Genomic DNA, 17222 nt, shown 5'->3' on the forward strand with positions numbered 1-17222 from the left:
GCTGACACCGTGCTGACACCGTGCTGACACCGTGCTGACACCGTGCTGACACCGTGCTGACACCGTGCTGACACCGTGCTGACACCGTGCTGACACCGTGCTGACACCGTGCTGACACCGTGCTGACACCGTGCGAACGTCTGGCAATTCGGCAAGACGGTTTTCGTCCCAACGATGGTGGCCTGGTCACCTTGAAGACCGCCGACGGTCAGGAGTTTTTCGATGCACATCGTGTTGCGGATCGAATAGTAGGTCGGTCGGCGCGGCACGATGGACGCTGGTTGTATGCCAGCGAACCAACTCCTGGAACGGAGAACCTGTTTCAGTGGCAAGACGATATTGTGATCAACGAAATCATGTTTCACGCGGCGGACACACCAACCAATCACAGTCTGCCGGAAACGGTGGAACGTCACAGCGTACTGGATTTTGACAGGGATCAGTGGCTCTACAACCAGTCGGGCGATGGCCTGGAAGCAGGTTGGTGGGACACTCGATACATACCCGATGGCGAGAAATGGTTTCAGCGACAGGGCCTGATCGGTTTCGACACGACCCCATTGGCCATGTTCATCAACACGGAACTAAATAACCCCCGTGATACGGCGCCGCAGGTTGTCACCTATTACTTCCAAACCGCCTTTGAAATGACGGTGGACCAATTGCGGGAGGGGAACGAATTTGAGCTGTTACACTTCATCGAATCCGGCGCGGCGTTTTATCTCAATGATCAGGAGTTTCACCGTTTTAATCTCAGCCAAGACGCCGATTCACAAACACTTGCTCTTCCCAGTGTCAACAACGCCATAGCCAATGGACCCTATAAGATCCCGACCGAAAGGTTCAACGATGTGACGGAGGAGTCCCTTCAGATTCGCCTTAGAGCTGCCCCAATTGAACCGACGGGAAAGACCGTTTTGTCGGCGGAACAACTGAACGCTGGTGATCGGGTTATTGTAAATTGGAAAGAATCATGGTGGCGAGGGAAGGCGTTGGAAGTTTTTGCGAATGACATGGTGAAGGTTCACTACATTGGTTGGTCCGACAATTGGGACGAGGTCGTTCAAGTAGCACGAATTCAGCTTCCAGCGGAAGGCAATTAGCAACAACCTTCATACGTTGAGTCGACGCACTATGGAAATTGCCTTTTGACACTCTTTTTATTCGCGGGGCGCGTTGGCAGAGGCCGTGGTCAGTTTCGATATTTGTGCAGGGCTCTCGACCGATTTATTGTGCCGCATCCGTATGACGACTTCGTTCGGTGAGGCAAGCTGACTGGTTCGCGTGAGAAAGGTTTCAACCAGCACTCATGGTCTTTGTGACGGGGTAGGGCGCTGTTTTCGATCGTCTGATTCATCAAACACGCGTTCCAAGCTTTGGAGGTCGAGCGTTATTTTCTTGCTCGCTCTGTCCGTTTCAATCGTGACATCGGTTTTGCCGCTTTCCTTCCACTGGTCGGAGGACTGTAGAGGTGAACGTTCAGATACGAAATAGAGTTGATCAATGGCGGCGACCGTTGACGTCGGCAGTATTTTGACTGCTGCAAGGGCTTGGTCGACGTAGCCGCCAATCGTAAATGCTAGTACCAAGTCAGACGTTGTGAAATCACCGTCGCCATTCCAATCACCTTCGGCGAACGTTGAATTGCCGGCAATGTCATCTTCAAATTCTCCCGCCTGCAGGATGGCGATCAAGTCGTTTGAGTCGAAGCTTCCATCGCTATTTGCATCACCTGGACGACCTGTAGCCACACCGGGTGAACCGCCCGGGATACCGCTGGGACTCCATGCATCGGGTTGGTTCCACATTGCGAGATCGGCGTCTGGGTCGATGATGACAAGTGATTGGCCGCCGCCGTCGCTGGCTGGGTACCAGGCATCCTCGAAGGCGAACTGCTGAATTGTTTGCAAACCGGCTCGCAACGTAATCGCTTCACCCGCATTGCTGAGCTGGCCGTTCCACTGACCAGCCACGGGCAGATCGTCGCCATATCTTGTGCGGAAAGCGAGTGAATCTTCGACCACCAAAACGCTTTCGCCCGGAGCCAATTCGGTGACCGCGCTCGTCGCGAAATCAAAATCAACTCCCATGCCGTCAACGGTGACCAACCGAGCGTCCGTCAGTTGAATCGTGTCAGGCCCCGTGTTCAGCAGTTCCAAGTACTCGAAATCGTCGTTGTTGTTATGACCGTTCGTAAGCTCACTGGTAGTGGGATCGGCCGGGTTGTACATGATCTCGGTGACCCGTAAATATTGCTCGAGCGGACGGTCGGTTACCGTACTTGTTACGTTGATCGTACTGGCACCGACCAGCTCGCCACGCAGGTTGGTGGCTTCCAATATCAGGTCGGTTGGACCGGCGGGCACCGGCAAAGTCAGCTTCCAAATCGTATTGTCATGCCAGACGACGTTTAACGGTTCTTCGGCACCCCGGACGCGAATGTCCCGGACGTCGATCCAGCCGCTCCCCGTCAGCGTTACGAACGCGTCATCCGTCGTGATAGGTCCCACCGTGTCGATGGCAAAGTCGACAGAATCTGGCAGTCGATCTAGCACAAATGCACGACGTTTTTCGATGTAGTCCCTGATTTCTACTGTGGCATCGAGACGCACGAATTCCGAGTAGTGTTCGATCCACGGGCCTAAGTAATCGACGTTGTAAGTCGTTGACATGATGTCGTGCAAATGGCCAAAATAATGATGTCGGTTATTGGGGATCCGGATGATTTTTGCGAAATTGCTACCGCTACCCAGCGGGTTCAGCCGCGGCGAATGGTGAAACGTCAAGTCTTGATCCCAAGGCATCGCGACGACTCGCTGATCTTCCGGTCGCACGAATAACATGAGGTTGTGGGGTAAACCTTGATGGTAAGTATCGTTGACGCCACCCAATGATGAATATGCGAAATTTCGCAGCCATTGGTCAACGTCCATTGTTTGTTGCGACTTGATATCGATTTCGCTACCGTTTCCACCATTGGGAAGGTCAAATGTTTTTCCGAGCTCGATGATCTGTGAGTAGTCGTCTCGCTGCCGGTGGTTTTTGATTAAAAGGTTCCAGCGGTATGCCTCCTTGTTGGGTCCCATATCCTCGATGTCAACACCGAGCACTGCATTGGGGGTTAGCTTGAGACCTTCTACGCTGCCATCGACCGTACGATTAGTGTGATAGATCAATTCCAATTCGAACCGCGTTCCATCGCTACCGTTTGCGAATGAGGCATCTAGAAATTCGCTGTCGTAGCGCGCCATTTGTAACTGCGCGGGACCGGTAAATGAATTGTCCGGCGGTATGACATAGATGAGGTCGTCGTACATGCCGTGGATTCCGCCGGCGGCTGTCGCGATATGCTTGAGCACAATTTCGCGATGACTTGCGCCTGCACCAAATTGATTGTCCTTGCGGTCGATCGCGATCGTTTCGTGCACACCACGGAAGAGTTGATCTGGATGGAACTGAATATTGTAGCCTCGAGTTGATCCTGTTCGCCCGAATCCGCTTCCCTTAAGTCGAACGGCAACATCATAATAGGCCTTGCCATCGGTGATAATTGTCGCGCCCAAACGATGATTTGATAAAAGATTGGTGTTTTTATTTTGCAAGGCGACATCGGCAGCTGTCATGACCAAACGAAAACTGTGTTGACTTGTCGAACGATCACGACCGTCATTGACAACGAACATCGACCGCGACTCGGGCCCCTGTGGCGGAAAGGTGGAACGCGCGTCGCGGCCGTCGGTGCCTTCCGCATAAAACTGTACGACCGTTGCTGATGAATGCGGTGGGATCACGGCTGCATACTCGCCTCCATCTTTCGCTGACATGGCGACTCGGTGCCACTTGCCTCCATCTGCCGCGTACCACAAAGACATTGATGCAACAGTGTCCGGGTCTGCAGCTCGGAGTGAAACTGTTACTTCGTCCGTCTTACTTGGTATGAGCGGAGTGTGCTTTAAGTCCGAGTAGGTAGGGCCTTGGTTGGATACGATCTTGGAGTTTTGTGCGCCCGGCGTACCGTTTGCCTTCGGTACGTCCAACACAGAAGTCCGTGCGAGTTTATTAAAATAGAGTCGGGTGTTGACTTGGCTCGAACCGGCTAGCCAGCGTGCTCGGTAGGAGATTTCGTAGTCCAATCCAGGTTGGATCGTTGTGTTGTCCACGAATGTGGTCTCGACATGGTTCGACATATGCTCGGTGGCGCCGGTCGCGACTAGATGCAAAACAGGATTGTCGGGATCATCCGGATCGGCAACGACTCGCGACAACCCATGGGCTCCATGGTTCCCGACCAATCGATAGTGCTCTAAACCGTTGTCAAAAGTACCATTCTGCATCATCTGGCGTGCGTGGCCGTCCGGATCCTCAATGACGGAAATGTCATCGATCATTATCTCACCCGCCTCAAGCAGGCCGAAAATGAGCTCGTTCCAGATGTGAGGGTCGTTTGTTTCGGGGAAATCTCGTGTTGAACCTTGGTAAGTAATTTCTTGCCAATCGGATTTATCGCTCTCATCACTGGCGGTCCATGATTGGGCTCGCGCGTTTTCCGCATGGGGGTCGCGTAGTTCTAATGTCGAGCCATTTCCATCGGCCATTGATGACCAGTATCCACCGTCGAAATACGGAACTTCGTCCGCGACATTTTGTTGGTTGTCCAACAGCACAATGAGGTCGGACGAATTGCCCAGGCTGCCCTCATATCCCCCCGTCACGTGGGTCAATTGAGGATGGCTTTGCCGAAAAGCATTTACGTCTTTTGCAACGACCAGATAATCGCTAGGTCGGATTATCGTTCCGGGTTCAAACTCGAATCGTACTGCTTCATTCAAATTCCAGCCTGTCAAATCAACCATCTGATCGCTGCGATTGTATAACTCGATCCATTCTTCATTCGATTCCACATACGGTTCGCCGGGGATCACATCGGTGAGCGGTTCGGCAATTGACAGCTGGGCTCCGAGTACCATATCGAAGCTTGAAAGGGTCCGCTGGTGCAATTCCACGGACAGCACATTTTGGCCGATCTGGAGCGCATCCGTCGGGATAATTACGGGGCCGATCGTTTCCACCTGACCCACGTTGGTATCTGCCAACACCTGGTAATCGAGCGGACCTTCGGGAAGATGATGCCGTTTGATTTCGATACCGTTCAAATAAAATGCCGCTCCATCGTCAATCAGATGCGAGAGTTCAAGTTGCAGCTCAGGCCGGCTAAGATCACCAGTGAAATCAAATTGGGTCTGAAAATAAAACGTCGCCACGCGAGGGTCATTTGACTTCGGGTCGTTCAACTGCGTTTTAATTAGTTTGCCCGTTGTACCTCGACCGAAACCAAGCGGTGCTGGACCGGAAAACCAGTTGATATTGTCCTCTTCAAACGTCGTCGTAAACCAGTTCGCGCCTAAGTCTCGACCCGATTCATCGTACAACCAGGTTGCGTCGAATGAGACTAATCTCTTTCTGGAAAACGTGGCCGGAGTTGCAGGTTTTTCGACTGTCGGGCGGGCATGGTATTGAATTTCATTGATGACAATCTCGTCGTGAAATGCGAATTGATTGGTTGCTCCGGGTGTTGCTTTGGATGGATTCATCCATCGTCCCGCGTGCTGCGCTGATCGTCCCTTGAGTTGATTGGCAACGACCTGGCCATCAATGACGGATGTTTCGCCGAAGTTGTACAAGAAAAGATGATCGCCGACGCTTGGTTGAAAGCCTAGATCCGTTGCTTCGATTTTCAGAAACTGTCCAGCTGCAAGCTCATGTGCCGATAAGGTGTGCTTTGAGTTGTCTGCTGAACTTTGAATCACGAATCCTTCTAGATTGACTTCATGATCACCGAGGTTGATGAGTTCGACCCAGAATTCGGGATCGGTAGCGGCAGCCATTTCGTTGATGCGTATTTGTGGTGGTGTCGTAAGAATCGGCGTTTCCAGAATGGTTAATTTCGCGTCAAATTGTATGTCGTCCTGGTCGCCGTTTGCTCTGTGAACTTCGACGGCTAAGACGTTTGTGCCAAGTTGAAGATTCTCAGCCATGATTTCGAACGGACCGACTGGCATGGCATTCGCGATTTCACGAGTCGCACGTGTCGCGAAGTCGATTTCACCGTCCGGCATGTTGTGTCGATAGACTTCTTGTCCGTTTAAGTAGAAAACGGCGCCGTCGTCAACCAGCGCGCTGAGTTCCAATGCAAGCTCTGTGTTCGGCGTGCTGTCGTAGTCGAAAGTCTGGCGGAAATAGTAGCTGTTCGTATGGTCTTGCAAACGTGAGTTCGTCGCCAGCGGGAAAGCTGTGCCTTCTAATTGGACGCGTAGTCCAGACGGGTTGGGATCGACACCACCATTGGTGAACATGAATTCGAGGTTGTTTAGGTTTTTCAGGAATCCGTGGTTCACCGTAAAGGGGCCTTGAAATCTGGTGAAGCCGGATGCTTTGATGTCTAAGCTTTTACCATTCAAAAGCACATCATCCAGTCGGTCGTCAGCGGCCACCTGAATCGTGATGGAAGCGGTGGATGCGTCCCATTTGCTCAGGTCGAATTCATGGCGAAAGGAGTAGGAGCCGGAGGCGACGGATTGAGTTCCTTGACCGACAAGTCCGATCCAATTGGACTCGGCGTTGTTGGAAATCCACGCTGGATGACCGAGCATGGTTAGCAACGCTTCGCCATTCTCATTGTTTCGCCAATGATCATCTGGTTCACCTGGATCGAGAGGTTTACCAAGATCGTTCATGCCTGTGCTAAAAAGCGTGGTGATTGCAGCCGGTTGGGCATTGTCGATCACGTCGCGACCGGCGACGAATGCGGCCTGGTCGATTGACCACTGACTGTCATCAAAATTAGACTGTCGCCATTCCGATCCAAACTCGGTTCCACGGTCATCAAAACGCCACGTCGAGCCGAGTGGAATTGGAGTCGTGCGAATAGTAGAAGGGTCAAATTCGAGAAAATTCTTTTTGCCCGGCGTTCCAAAGAGCTGGCTGCTTCCGATCCAATTGATGGGTTGCGCGCTCCCGGTCATCGGGAATTGTTTCGCAAGCGTGACTCCTGACCCGTCCGGTACCACTGGCCAAGGATACTGGTCATCGTATTCCAGTCGATCCATTGTTCGATTGCTGTTGTTTCGCAGTTCGATCGTTTCGCCACCGTTCGAGAGTTTTCCATTAAACGGGCCCAGCACGTTGTCAGGCCCGTCCGGCTGTTGAAACTTGTTCGGTTCGGCGGCAATCACCAAGTATCCACCGCCTGGGATTCGAGTTCCGGATGGAAACGTGAAGTTGACCCCTTCGGCGAGTTTCCAACCCGAAAGGTCAACGTCGACGGCTAACTGATTAAATAATTCGATCCATTCCTGCCCGCTCGTTTCGTTGGGCGGATGATACATGACCTCGTTAAAAACGACGGTGCTGTCAAGGAGATGTCTCGGTTCTAGGTATTCGATGAAACTGCGATTTGGTCGGTGCGTTCTCGCTTGCGATCGACGCGGACGTGTTCGAAACGTCGAAACGAATTTTCGGCTGAAAAACTTCATGAATTCGGCCCATGCTCCAGATTTGGCAGTTTGAGTTAACTATCCGCATTTCGCAGCATTGAACAAAACAGCACGATGAAGTTAACCTTCATCGTGCTGCGGTTCGGTCACCTTGTGCGGGGCCCATGCTATGATCGAATTGATCGAAAACGTAAGACGGCGAGTAAACCAATTCCAGCGATAATTATGGCGGATGGTTCCGGTACTGCAGCTGGCGACTTCAGACCTTTTTCGTATCCACCATCGGAAAATGCGGCGACCATATCACCCGAATTGAATACGCGGTCGGCGGTCCAATCACCTTCATCCCAAGTGGCCGGACCATCTGTCTCGTATTTACCGCCACTAAACACTCTGACCAGGTCAGACGAGTTGAACTCACCATCCAAATTGGCGTCGCCGATCCAGGTGTTTAACTTACTGCTGTCACCAATAAAGAAGTTCAGATCGTCTCGGTCGACGCGTGAATCGTCGTTCACATCGAACTTGCTATCGGTGTCTCCGGCGAAAATGGCAGCGGAAAGAATGTTGACGTCACCCAATCCCAGCGAACCATCGCCATCATAATCGCATGGATCGCCAATCTGAGGCACCAATGTCATTTGATTCCATGTCGTCAGATCGCCAATCGTGTTCACGCCTTCGCCTGCATCCCACAGGAGCGTTGGGTCACTGCCAAACTCTTCGCCAATCATCAAGAATCCATAACCATGCTCGTCACCCACTTGAGGGATGTAGGCTGGATTAACGTCATCCATGGCGATCGACCAAGGTAGTGCGAGCTCCAACGTGTACCCGATCTGATCGCCGTTTGCATCGACCTGAATCGTGCCAGCCAGCCCGCCATCAAGGATTTGATCACGCTGACCGTCTTTGAAGAGAGCACCATGTCGATAGATGTCTGGCCCAAATTCATCCCGGGTTTCCACGGCAACGTCATAGATCGCTCCGGGACCACCTCCCGGGTCGGGAGGGAAAAAGGCATCGTGATCATTATTGGGATTGAACATGGGCTGAATGATGTCATTCGCATTCATTGGACCGCCGGAATCGCAGCAGTCATAGTATGGTGTGTTGTCCAATGCGACGGCCGAGATATAAAGATTGGTTTCATCCCAGGAAGTGTAGAATGTCGCACTGACATTCTCGTGCTCGGTTCCCGATTGCGCGACAACTAGCGTACCACCCGTTTCCTCAATTTCGGGATACCCAATAAAGGTTGGTAACTGTCGCGACATTTCCTCAGCGGTGACGATCCCATCGATCGTCGGTGTGTGAAATGGAACCTCGTAGTTAATTTGCCCGAAGGTGACGGCTGTGCAAGCGAGTGTAGCAAATGCAGCGGAAAAAAAAACAAGCATCTTCATCCTACTACTCCCATATCTAATGTGAAAGTGAAACGACAAAACGGCTGAGCGCTCTCATATTGAACATCTCTTCCGCAGCGTTGGTATGAATTATGCAGAGTTGTGAGTTACCGAGATCTTAGCTAGTGCTGAATCAATTCACAACTTTTTTTGCCAGTTTATTGCCATGCGTACCGGTTTTAGGGGGGCAAGGAAATCGCTCCCAAGAAGATGGACTCAGATCCGGAATTTTAAACGCCCTCTGGCAGCAGCAGTCGAGAGTATTAGGAAGTGCAATTTCGTTCAGGATCCGGGAACGCAATGCCGTTACTCCGACGTCGGATATTGTCGGGCGGATCGCTACAACGTTAGACGATATGGCTGTGTTCGATCAGATTCATCGGAATGATGGCATGTCGGATGAAAGCGAATCCTTTCTAAGGCTTTTGTTATCGAGATGCGGCGATCACACACATCGAAAGCGCGTTGGAAGTTCTATGGGCTGAGATCGTTTCGGGGAATTGTTTCAGAGTCCGGCTTGGTTAGAGTGTTGATCGGTACGGCTGATATGTTAATTTTCGAGTTGTCGGGGGAAATCGACCGATTGTCGTATGGAATTAACAAGCGAAAATTTGCATGGAACGAAACGCTAAGATCCTCGTTCTTGCTGGGGAAACGTGAGCACATCATGGACAAGATCAATAAACGTGAATTTATCAAGACCACGGCTATGATTGGATCGGCAGCCTTTGTTCCAGCCGCATCGCTTGCGGCAGCCGAAGAGGTGGACGATCCGGCGATGATCGCGACCTAGTTGACGAGCATTTCGCATCCGCCACAGGTCGTCATTTCGGATCGCAGCTGATTCATCACGGTGAGCAGGACGGCTACCAGGTAACGCCCATCAGCCAGGATAAGGCTGCACCCGGCTACCAGCGGCCGGGCAATCTCCGCAATCCGACCGTGTCAGCGTTGTTACGCAAAGTCATGGAAATCGAAGGGAGCGAGGCGGCGATTGGAGGGCCTTGCGGAATGGGGATCATTTCGCAGACCTATATGGCGTTGCTCAAACCGGGCGATCGTGTGGTGGCTCACCGCTGCAACTACGACTGGGTGATGACGTTATTCCGCGATTACTTGCCGGGTTGGGGCATCGAGATTGAGTTTGTGAACCTGACCGATCCCGAGAACCTCGTGAAATCGCTGAAGGCGAAGCCTGCTAAATTTGTCCATTGGGAACCCTATGTGAATCCAACGATGGAGGTTTTGGATACGCCGTCTTTGATTAAGATAGCCAAAGAAGCCGGCGCGATGGTGGTCGTGGACAACACTTGGTTGACGCCCTACCTGTTGCAGCCCTTCCGAATTGATGCCGACCTGGTGATTCACAGCGTCACGAATTACATGGGCGGTCATGGAAACGCTATGGGAGGCGTAATCTCTGGCCAGAAATCCCTTGTGAATAAGATCGGAAAATCGCAAAACTGGTTGGGTGGCTTGATGCGGCCGATGGATGCCTTTCTTGTTACGCAAGGAATAAAGACTCTGCCTCTGCGAATGCAACAACACTGCCGCAGCGCTCAGGTCGTCGCTGAGTTTCTCGAGTCGCATCCGGCAGTTGTTCAGGTACGTTATGGAGGTTTACCCGCTCGGAACCGACAGGCGGAATCGAGCTCTCTCAAGGGGTTCGGCGGCATGCTGGGCGTTGAATGGAAGATGGATGCGGTACATCGAAACTTGGGCAAGCACGTTAAGTTGATTCTGAATGCCACGAGCTTGGATGATCCGGTTACAAGGATCACGCCGCGCAAAGAGGAAAAGTCGCGCGGTATCTCCCCGCCGTTCACTCGTGTGTCGATCGGGCCGGAAGAGCCGGAAGATTTGATTGTCGACTTCCAGCAAGCGATTCAGAAATGCAGTTAGGTATAAAAATGAAAACAGAACTTGATCGTCGTAAATTCAACAAAATCTGGTCTGCAAGCACGCTTAGTACGCTGACGTATGGGTTATCGAATGCGCTTACCGCTGCAGCCGCTGAACCTCCATCCGCAAAACCGTCTTACGATTGCATTGTGCTGGGGCTGGGGGCAATGGGATCGGCCTGCGTTTATCAACTGGCCAAACGTGGCGCGAGTGTGTTGGGTCTGGAACAGTTTGACATTGCGCACGTCCTCGGCAGCAGTGGTGGCATCTCGCGACAAACGAAAGTGATGCCGTATCTGGGAGGCTGATACGAGCCGCTTATACGACGGGCAAACGAAAATTGGCGGACCCTTGAAGAGGATTGTAAACAGCAGGTGTTTCATCAATGCGGTTACCTGTAACTTGGACCAAGCCAGCGTCTGCCTAAGAACGAAGGGACCAAGATTGAATTGCTCGATGAGTCGGCGCTTGCCACTCGTTTCCCTCAGTTCCAGCAACTGCCCACCCGGATGCAAAGTAGCGAAGCACTGGGACGGGGATCCGACCCATCCGGACAAGGTCGACCGCGACACGAATGAGGCAGACGAAAAGCTTGTGCGAGACTACCTTGGCGTCCACCTTCCCTCGGCGAATGGTTCCGTTCTCGCCTTCAAGGTGTGTATGTACACGCACGGTGGACCGTGGCTTGGCCCGCTGCCCGGCGAAAAACGGGTGTCATTCATTGCCGCATGCAACGGAGGCGGATTCAAGTTTTCGAGCGCAGACGGCGAAGCCTTGGCCGATCTCGCCACGGAAGGAAAAACTGATTTGCAAGTCGAGCTCATGGCTTTGGGTTGACATCGTGCAGCAGTGATTTGCACCGCTGCAGGGGTGCTGTCCTGAAGCTGCTGGCATCAGAGCAGAATTCAAAAAGCGATTCGGAGGTTGTTGAATCGCTTGCTGAATTTGGATTCGATCAATCAGCTCTCTTCGCTTGCGTGAATGAAATTACTGATGTCGGCTGGGTGTTCTTCTTTGCCCTTGAGGAACTGTTCCACGAAAGGCCAACGACGCTCGCACAAAATGTGCGAGCCGTTTCGCGAGCCAATCAGCGTTCATCGAAGCCCTGATAAATCGTTGCAGCCGGCAGGTCAACTGACGATCGACACTGGTCCGTGATCATCGCAGTGATCGCCGTGTGGATGGTGAAGATGTCCGTCGACCAGATAGTCGATGTGGTCGCCGTGAGGCACTGCTTCATGTCCGCAGTCAGGACCGTGTACATGGTCGGGATCGTGTCCCCCGCAAGTGTGCTCCGGTGTGCAGAGAGACGGGTTAGTATCGCTGATCTCGACTGTATGTTCTTCGATCTGGCCATCCTCGCAGACGTGATGCAAGTGACCGTCGTGGAGGTAGTCGACATGGTCGTCGTGTTGGATGCCAGTGTGCTCGCAATCCGAGCTGTGTTGGTGGTCGTGGTTGGCATGCAAATCTGACATCTCAAGATTCCTTATTCGGGTTGGATTCTTTTATCGCGTGGATGACACATGGGTGGGAGCAGTCGACGCGAAATATGCCCGTCGCTTTCGCACTGCAGAGTATCGTTAGATGCTCGGCTGTTGCTGGAAACTGTCTGACATCCGCGAGTCAATTTAACAGTTGCATATAAATGCAAGTCTGCATTTGTTCGTGGTTTTGTCAAGTAAAAGCATTGGGTGAGTGAAGGTGTTGAGCTTGATATTCTTGTTGGTTGATGCGTTCTTGCCGCCAAACTAAAAAATTGTTTTTCCTCCCCTCAGGCTACTTTGGGTCGTGCTTGCCGTGTTCGGAATTCGTGTTTGCCAGAAACTCTTATGTGTATTTCGGTTTTCCGAACTGTATCGATTAGGCACCATCGACGACGCACCGGCCGCCTGCACTTCCGGGCTTTTCATCAGTGCTTAGGTTGGATAATCCGGAGTGAGATCGATGCGTCTCAGACTGGCTGAGCTGGAAGACACCAAAGCATGTTTGGGCGATTTTGAGCGGCAGTTAATCTACGATGTCTCTAGCCGAACTCACTTGCCAGCTGATCATGCTACGCAATCGGACCGACCAATCCGACACGCTGAGGCCCGACACAAGCTGCCGGGCGGCGAAACAGTCGATTGACGCGATTATCCACACCATAAAAGACGGTGTCGTTATGCTGTGAAGGCTGCCATCTCTGCCTTCGTTAATTCTCGATTGGTTCAAAATCCATCGCGATTCCCATTTCAAGATGTGGGATGATTTTTGGTACGAGCTTCCGATGTTCCGGATGACGCTCAAAGACCTCGAGGTCTTCTTTGTTGTCAAACACCGCAATTTCGCCGTATTGGAAACCGTGCCCGTTTCGAGCCACGTTTTTACCGACCATAAACTCTTGGAGGACGGGTATGTGTTCCTTCGAATGCGCAAGTTCCTGCATCAGTCCAGCGACCTCTTCTTCAGGAGCATCATTTTTGAATTTGAAGCAAAAGGCATGAATAAACTTTTGTTTGGGGCTTTTTGGTTTCTCTTCACTCGCATCGGATGCGGTCGAGATGTGATCTTCGGCCAATGCATCACCATCAATCGGTACAAAATCCATCGAGACTCCGTGGACTAGTTTTGGCAGGATTTTGCGGACGAGCTTTTGATGTTCGGGATGGCGTTCAAAGATTTTCAGGTCTGCTTTCTTTTCGAAAATCGCGATCTCTCCATATTGAAAACCGTGTGTTCGACGAGCTACATTTTTACCGACCATGAATTCTTTGACGACCGGTATTTTTTTCGTCGAATTCACGAGTTCTTTCATCAGTTCAGCGATTTCTTCATCAGGAACATCTTCTTTGAACTTGAAATAGAAGAGGTGGACAAATTTTCCGCGTTCCTCTTTCAGATTTTTTGCTTTGGTTTCGGTGACTGCATCGCCTTTTTCAGTAGCCGATACGGCGCCAGTCAAAGCGAACGCCAACAGACCGAGCGACATGAGACTTGCAAGTCGCAAATCATTCCGACGAGCTTTCTTCATCTTTCTCTCCAATTTGTTTCTTGCGTGGATGTGAGTGGAAGGTCAAGAGTTTGCGGACTTTTCCGCGGTGCTTGCATCTTGATCAAAATGTGCCGAACCCAAACAGCACACGCTACCAGATGTTGTCTTGGATGTGAATATCTTGAGATTGTATGGATGCGAGAGTAGGTTCGAGCAATTGTCCTTCATCTTAGCCAGGGAAGCGTCGCCTGTTTGCACTGACTGAGTACGCTTCATCGTTCGCGTAATTCGATCGTGACAAACGAGAAACGGCTAGTGGCAAATATATGCGACGAGCTGTTTTGAGTTAAAGATAGGGCAACTGGATTGAAACCCGTGATTTCTGCGTCCCTCACCTCAACGTCCTCACCTCAACGTCCTCACCGCGAAGGCCCGTCAAAACCAAGGCCTTCAACGTCTTACGTCACGGCTCCATGAATCTCCTACCGCGGAACGGTTTGTTGTTTCGCGATGCGCAGGCGACTATGCTGTTTGTTGCTGTGACCGATTGAAGCTATATTGTTGGGACCGTAAGCGGTCCATTCTTGGCGAGGGCAGACTTGATGCTGACAATCCTTGGTCAACAAAGCAGGTATTGTGACGGCTTATCACGCCGCAGTTTCTTACGAATCGGCAGTCTTGGGCTAGGGGGAGCGTCCTTGACTCAGCTGTTACGTGCGGAGCAAAGGCAGGGGATTGACCGTTCGCACAAGTCGGTCATTATGATCCTTTTGCCCGGTGGCCCACCGCAGCTGGATATGTTTGACATGAAGCCAGCCGCGCCGGTTGAGATTCGTGGTGAGTTCAAGCCGATTCGTACAAACGTGTCTGGAATCCAGATCACCGAACTCATGCCGCGGACTGCCGCGCTGATGGACAAGTTTGTCGTTGTTCGATCTCTACACGGCGCTCGCGATGATCACAATCTTCATCAGTGTCTTACCGGTTGGGAAACTCATCCACTCCAAGGAGATTCACAGCCCTTTGGGCAGTTTCCGCAGGGAGGTTGGCCTTCGATTGGGGCGGCCGTTTCCAAGATTCAGGGGTCGGTGACTCCAGCGGTGCCGTCCTTTGTTAGCCTGTCGCCAAAGAATGCGGAATCGACAACGCGAGCTTCGCTGAACCAAGCAGGTTTTCTCGGCATTGGGCACGCGGGGTTTGAACCCAACCGGCGACGGCGAACCGATGTTATTTACAAGTCCGGAGTGAGCGGCGACGCGTTACGTAAGCAACAAGAATCGTCTGCGGATATCGTACTCAACGATATTTCGCTAAGTCGACTGGCGGATCGTCAAAAACTTCATCGCAGCATCGACAAACTTCGACGTGACTTGGATAGTAGTGGGGCGTTGGAGGGGATGGATGCTGTTCAGTCGCAGGCGTTTTCGATATTGACCTCAAGTAGGCTGGGAGCTGCTCTCGATTGGCGACGGGAAGAGCACTCGCTCCGCCGAGAATACGGAATCAGTGATTCGGAGATTCCGGTCAACGGGGGTCCTGAATTGCTGAAACAGTTTATTGTGGCTCGCCGTTTGGTGGAAGCAGGAGTCCGCTGCGTCACCCTTGCGTTTAGCCCGTGGCCGCTTGAACGGGAAAGTCGCGGTGGCCACAACTGGGATTGGCACCAGGGTAACTTTGCGAAGGCTCGATTTACGATACCCATGCTCGATATGGGCCTGAGCGCCTTGGTTCGTGACCTCGACAATCGTGGGATGTTGGACGATGTGTCGATTGTGGTCTGGGGAGAATTTGGACGGAGTCCGCGAATCAACAAGGACGCGGGTCGCGACCACTGGCCTCAAGCTGCATCGGCCCTGCTCGCCGGTGGCGGCATGCAAACTGGCCAGGTTATCGGTTCCACCGATGCGCATGCGAGTGAACCCAAGGAGCGCCCCGTCCACTATCGAGAGGTCTTCGCAACTCTCTACCAGAACCTGGGCATTCCACCAAGCAGTCTGGTTTTGCAAGATCGTGATGGGAGACCGCATCAAATCGTCGGCGGTGCAAAACCGATTGGCGAAATTATTTAATGACATCGAATTCTTCTTTCGTTTTTGAACGAACACGAATCAACATGTTTTCGGAGCGCAACGATGTTGGATCGAAGATCTTTTTTGGCCGCAATGGGTGCATTCTCGACGGGTGCTTACGCGTGGTCTGCAGAGAGTTCGGAGCGTAAACGACTCGCAATCATTACGACAGAATGGCGATATCATTCGCACGCCTGGCATATGGGCGAGCGTTTTCTTGTCGGCTATCCGAGAGAAGGTCGCTGGCACCGGCCGCCTTTTGACGTCGTTTCTGCCTACGTCGATCAGCAGCCTGAAAACGATTTGAGTAAGAGGCGCGCAAAGGAATTCGGCTTTCCCATTTATTCTACTATTCCGGAAACGCTACGCTGCGGCGGAGACCGGCTTGCGGTTGATGCAGTACTGGTGATTGGAGAACACGGAAAGTATCCGCGAAACGAATTCGAGCAAACGCTTTATCCTCGGTATGAGTTCTTCAAGGAAGTGGTCAAGGTCTATCGAGAAGACGGTAAGACCGCTCCTATGTTTAACGACAAACATCTGTCCTGGAAATGGTCGTGGGCCAAGGAGATGGTTGACACCTCGCACGAGCTGAACTTTCCGTACGCGGCGGGGTCGTCGCTCCCGGTAACCTGGCGCATGCCTGCGGTTGACATGCCTTATGATGCCAATGTTGACGAAGTTATGTGCGTTGCGATTGGTGGTATCGATAGCTATGACTTCCATGCATTGGAAGTCATTCAATGTATGGCGGAACGTCGCTCCGGTGGCGAGTCGGGTGTGAAGTGGGTTGAGGCGCTCCGGGGAGACTCAGTTTGGCGAGCGATGAAGTCCGGTTCGTGGCAGTTGGGTGGATGGAGTCCCGATTTGTTTAAGTCCTGTCTTAGCCGTAGCCAGACTCTTGTTCAGCCCGAAAGTTTTAGCCATCGCTATCCGACAATCGAGCAAATGCAGGAGTGGGTCAAAGATCCAATCGTTTATCGCTTTCAATACAATGATGGACTGAAAGGCACGATGCTTTTGATGAACGGGCTGGTTGGCGATTTCACGTTTGCCGCGCGGTTGAAAGATCAAGAAGAACCATTGTCGACCTTGTTTTATTTGCCGCCTAATCCAAATGTGACCTATTCCGCGGCTCTCATGTCGAAGGCGGAAGAGACTTTTGTTACGGGCAAAGCACCCTATCCTGTTGAGCGAACTTTGCTCACGGGTGGTTTAGTCGAAGCCGGCGTGCAATCGCTGGCGAAAGGTAAACGAATGCCTACGCCGTATATGAAGGTTCGATATCGTGTTCCTCGTGAATCGACATTTGTTCGCAGTTAGCTTGCGTGACTGCCTTCGCTTTCGACGTTGATGACTTCCCATTCCAAAGATTTTC

Annotated in this window: 12 protein-coding genes; 8 read left to right on the plus strand and 4 right to left on the minus strand. The window is 52.0% G+C overall.

What is annotated here, in order from left to right; translation table 11 throughout:
- Positions 1-119: 119 nt before the first annotated feature.
- Positions 120-1103 carry a hypothetical protein gene (locus P8N76_17275; protein MDG2383426.1) on the plus strand — a complete coding sequence of 328 codons (984 nt, stop codon included), beginning with the start codon at positions 120-122 and terminating at the stop codon, positions 1101-1103.
- A gap of 204 nt (positions 1104-1307) precedes the next feature.
- On the opposite strand, the gene P8N76_17280 is transcribed toward P8N76_17275, so the two are convergent.
- Both P8N76_17280 and P8N76_17285 read right to left on the minus strand, forming a co-directional pair.
- Complete coding sequence (locus tag P8N76_17280; GenBank protein MDG2383427.1) at positions 1308-7532, minus strand: lamin tail domain-containing protein; 6225 nt, start codon at positions 7530-7532, stop codon at positions 1308-1310.
- A 128-nt stretch (positions 7533-7660) separates the two neighbouring features.
- Positions 7661-8899, minus strand: coding sequence for a PEP-CTERM sorting domain-containing protein (locus tag P8N76_17285; GenBank protein ID MDG2383428.1), 1239 nt, complete (start codon positions 8897-8899; stop codon positions 7661-7663).
- Between the two features lie 436 nt (positions 8900-9335).
- On the opposite strand from P8N76_17285, the gene P8N76_17290 reads away from it, so the two are divergent.
- From P8N76_17290 to P8N76_17305, 4 genes are all read left to right on the plus strand, one after another.
- Entirely contained in the window at positions 9336-9692 is a 357-nt protein-coding gene (locus P8N76_17290) for a hypothetical protein (protein ID MDG2383429.1), read from the plus strand.
- 89 nt (positions 9693-9781) lie between these two features.
- Positions 9782-10801 carry a PLP-dependent transferase gene (locus tag P8N76_17295; protein ID MDG2383430.1) on the plus strand — a complete coding sequence of 340 codons (1020 nt, stop codon included), beginning with the start codon at positions 9782-9784 and terminating at the stop codon, positions 10799-10801.
- Between the two features lie 8 nt (positions 10802-10809).
- Complete coding sequence (locus P8N76_17300; GenBank protein MDG2383431.1) at positions 10810-11109, plus strand: hypothetical protein; 300 nt, start codon at positions 10810-10812, stop codon at positions 11107-11109.
- A 148-nt stretch (positions 11110-11257) separates the two neighbouring features.
- Positions 11258-11638 carry a hypothetical protein gene (locus P8N76_17305; protein MDG2383432.1) on the plus strand — a complete coding sequence of 127 codons (381 nt, stop codon included), beginning with the start codon at positions 11258-11260 and terminating at the stop codon, positions 11636-11638.
- Positions 11639-11931: 293 nt separating this feature from the next.
- On the opposite strand, the gene P8N76_17310 is transcribed toward P8N76_17305, so the two are convergent.
- Positions 11932-12279, minus strand: a complete 348-nt coding sequence (locus P8N76_17310; GenBank protein MDG2383433.1) for a hypothetical protein — start codon at positions 12277-12279, stop codon at positions 11932-11934.
- A gap of 469 nt (positions 12280-12748) precedes the next feature.
- Between P8N76_17310 and P8N76_17315 the strand changes: the two genes are divergently transcribed.
- Positions 12749-12931 (plus strand): hypothetical protein, encoded by a 183-nt coding sequence (locus P8N76_17315; GenBank protein MDG2383434.1) that lies wholly within the window; start codon positions 12749-12751, stop codon positions 12929-12931.
- 64 nt (positions 12932-12995) lie between these two features.
- Here P8N76_17315 and P8N76_17320 read toward each other — a convergent pair whose 3' ends face one another.
- The gene (locus tag P8N76_17320; protein MDG2383435.1) at positions 12996-13814 is read right to left on the minus strand and encodes a Dabb family protein; all 819 of its coding nucleotides are present in this window, start codon (positions 13812-13814) and stop codon (positions 12996-12998) included.
- Between the two features lie 563 nt (positions 13815-14377).
- Here P8N76_17320 and P8N76_17325 point away from each other — a divergent pair.
- The gene (locus P8N76_17325; protein MDG2383436.1) at positions 14378-15844 is read left to right on the plus strand and encodes a DUF1501 domain-containing protein; all 1467 of its coding nucleotides are present in this window, start codon (positions 14378-14380) and stop codon (positions 15842-15844) included.
- 63 nt (positions 15845-15907) lie between these two features.
- Complete coding sequence (locus P8N76_17330; GenBank protein MDG2383437.1) at positions 15908-17167, plus strand: hypothetical protein; 1260 nt, start codon at positions 15908-15910, stop codon at positions 17165-17167.
- Positions 17168-17222 lie beyond the last annotated feature (55 nt).

Source organism: Pirellulaceae bacterium (assembly GCA_029243025.1).
Classification (GTDB): domain Bacteria; phylum Planctomycetota; class Planctomycetia; order Pirellulales; family Pirellulaceae.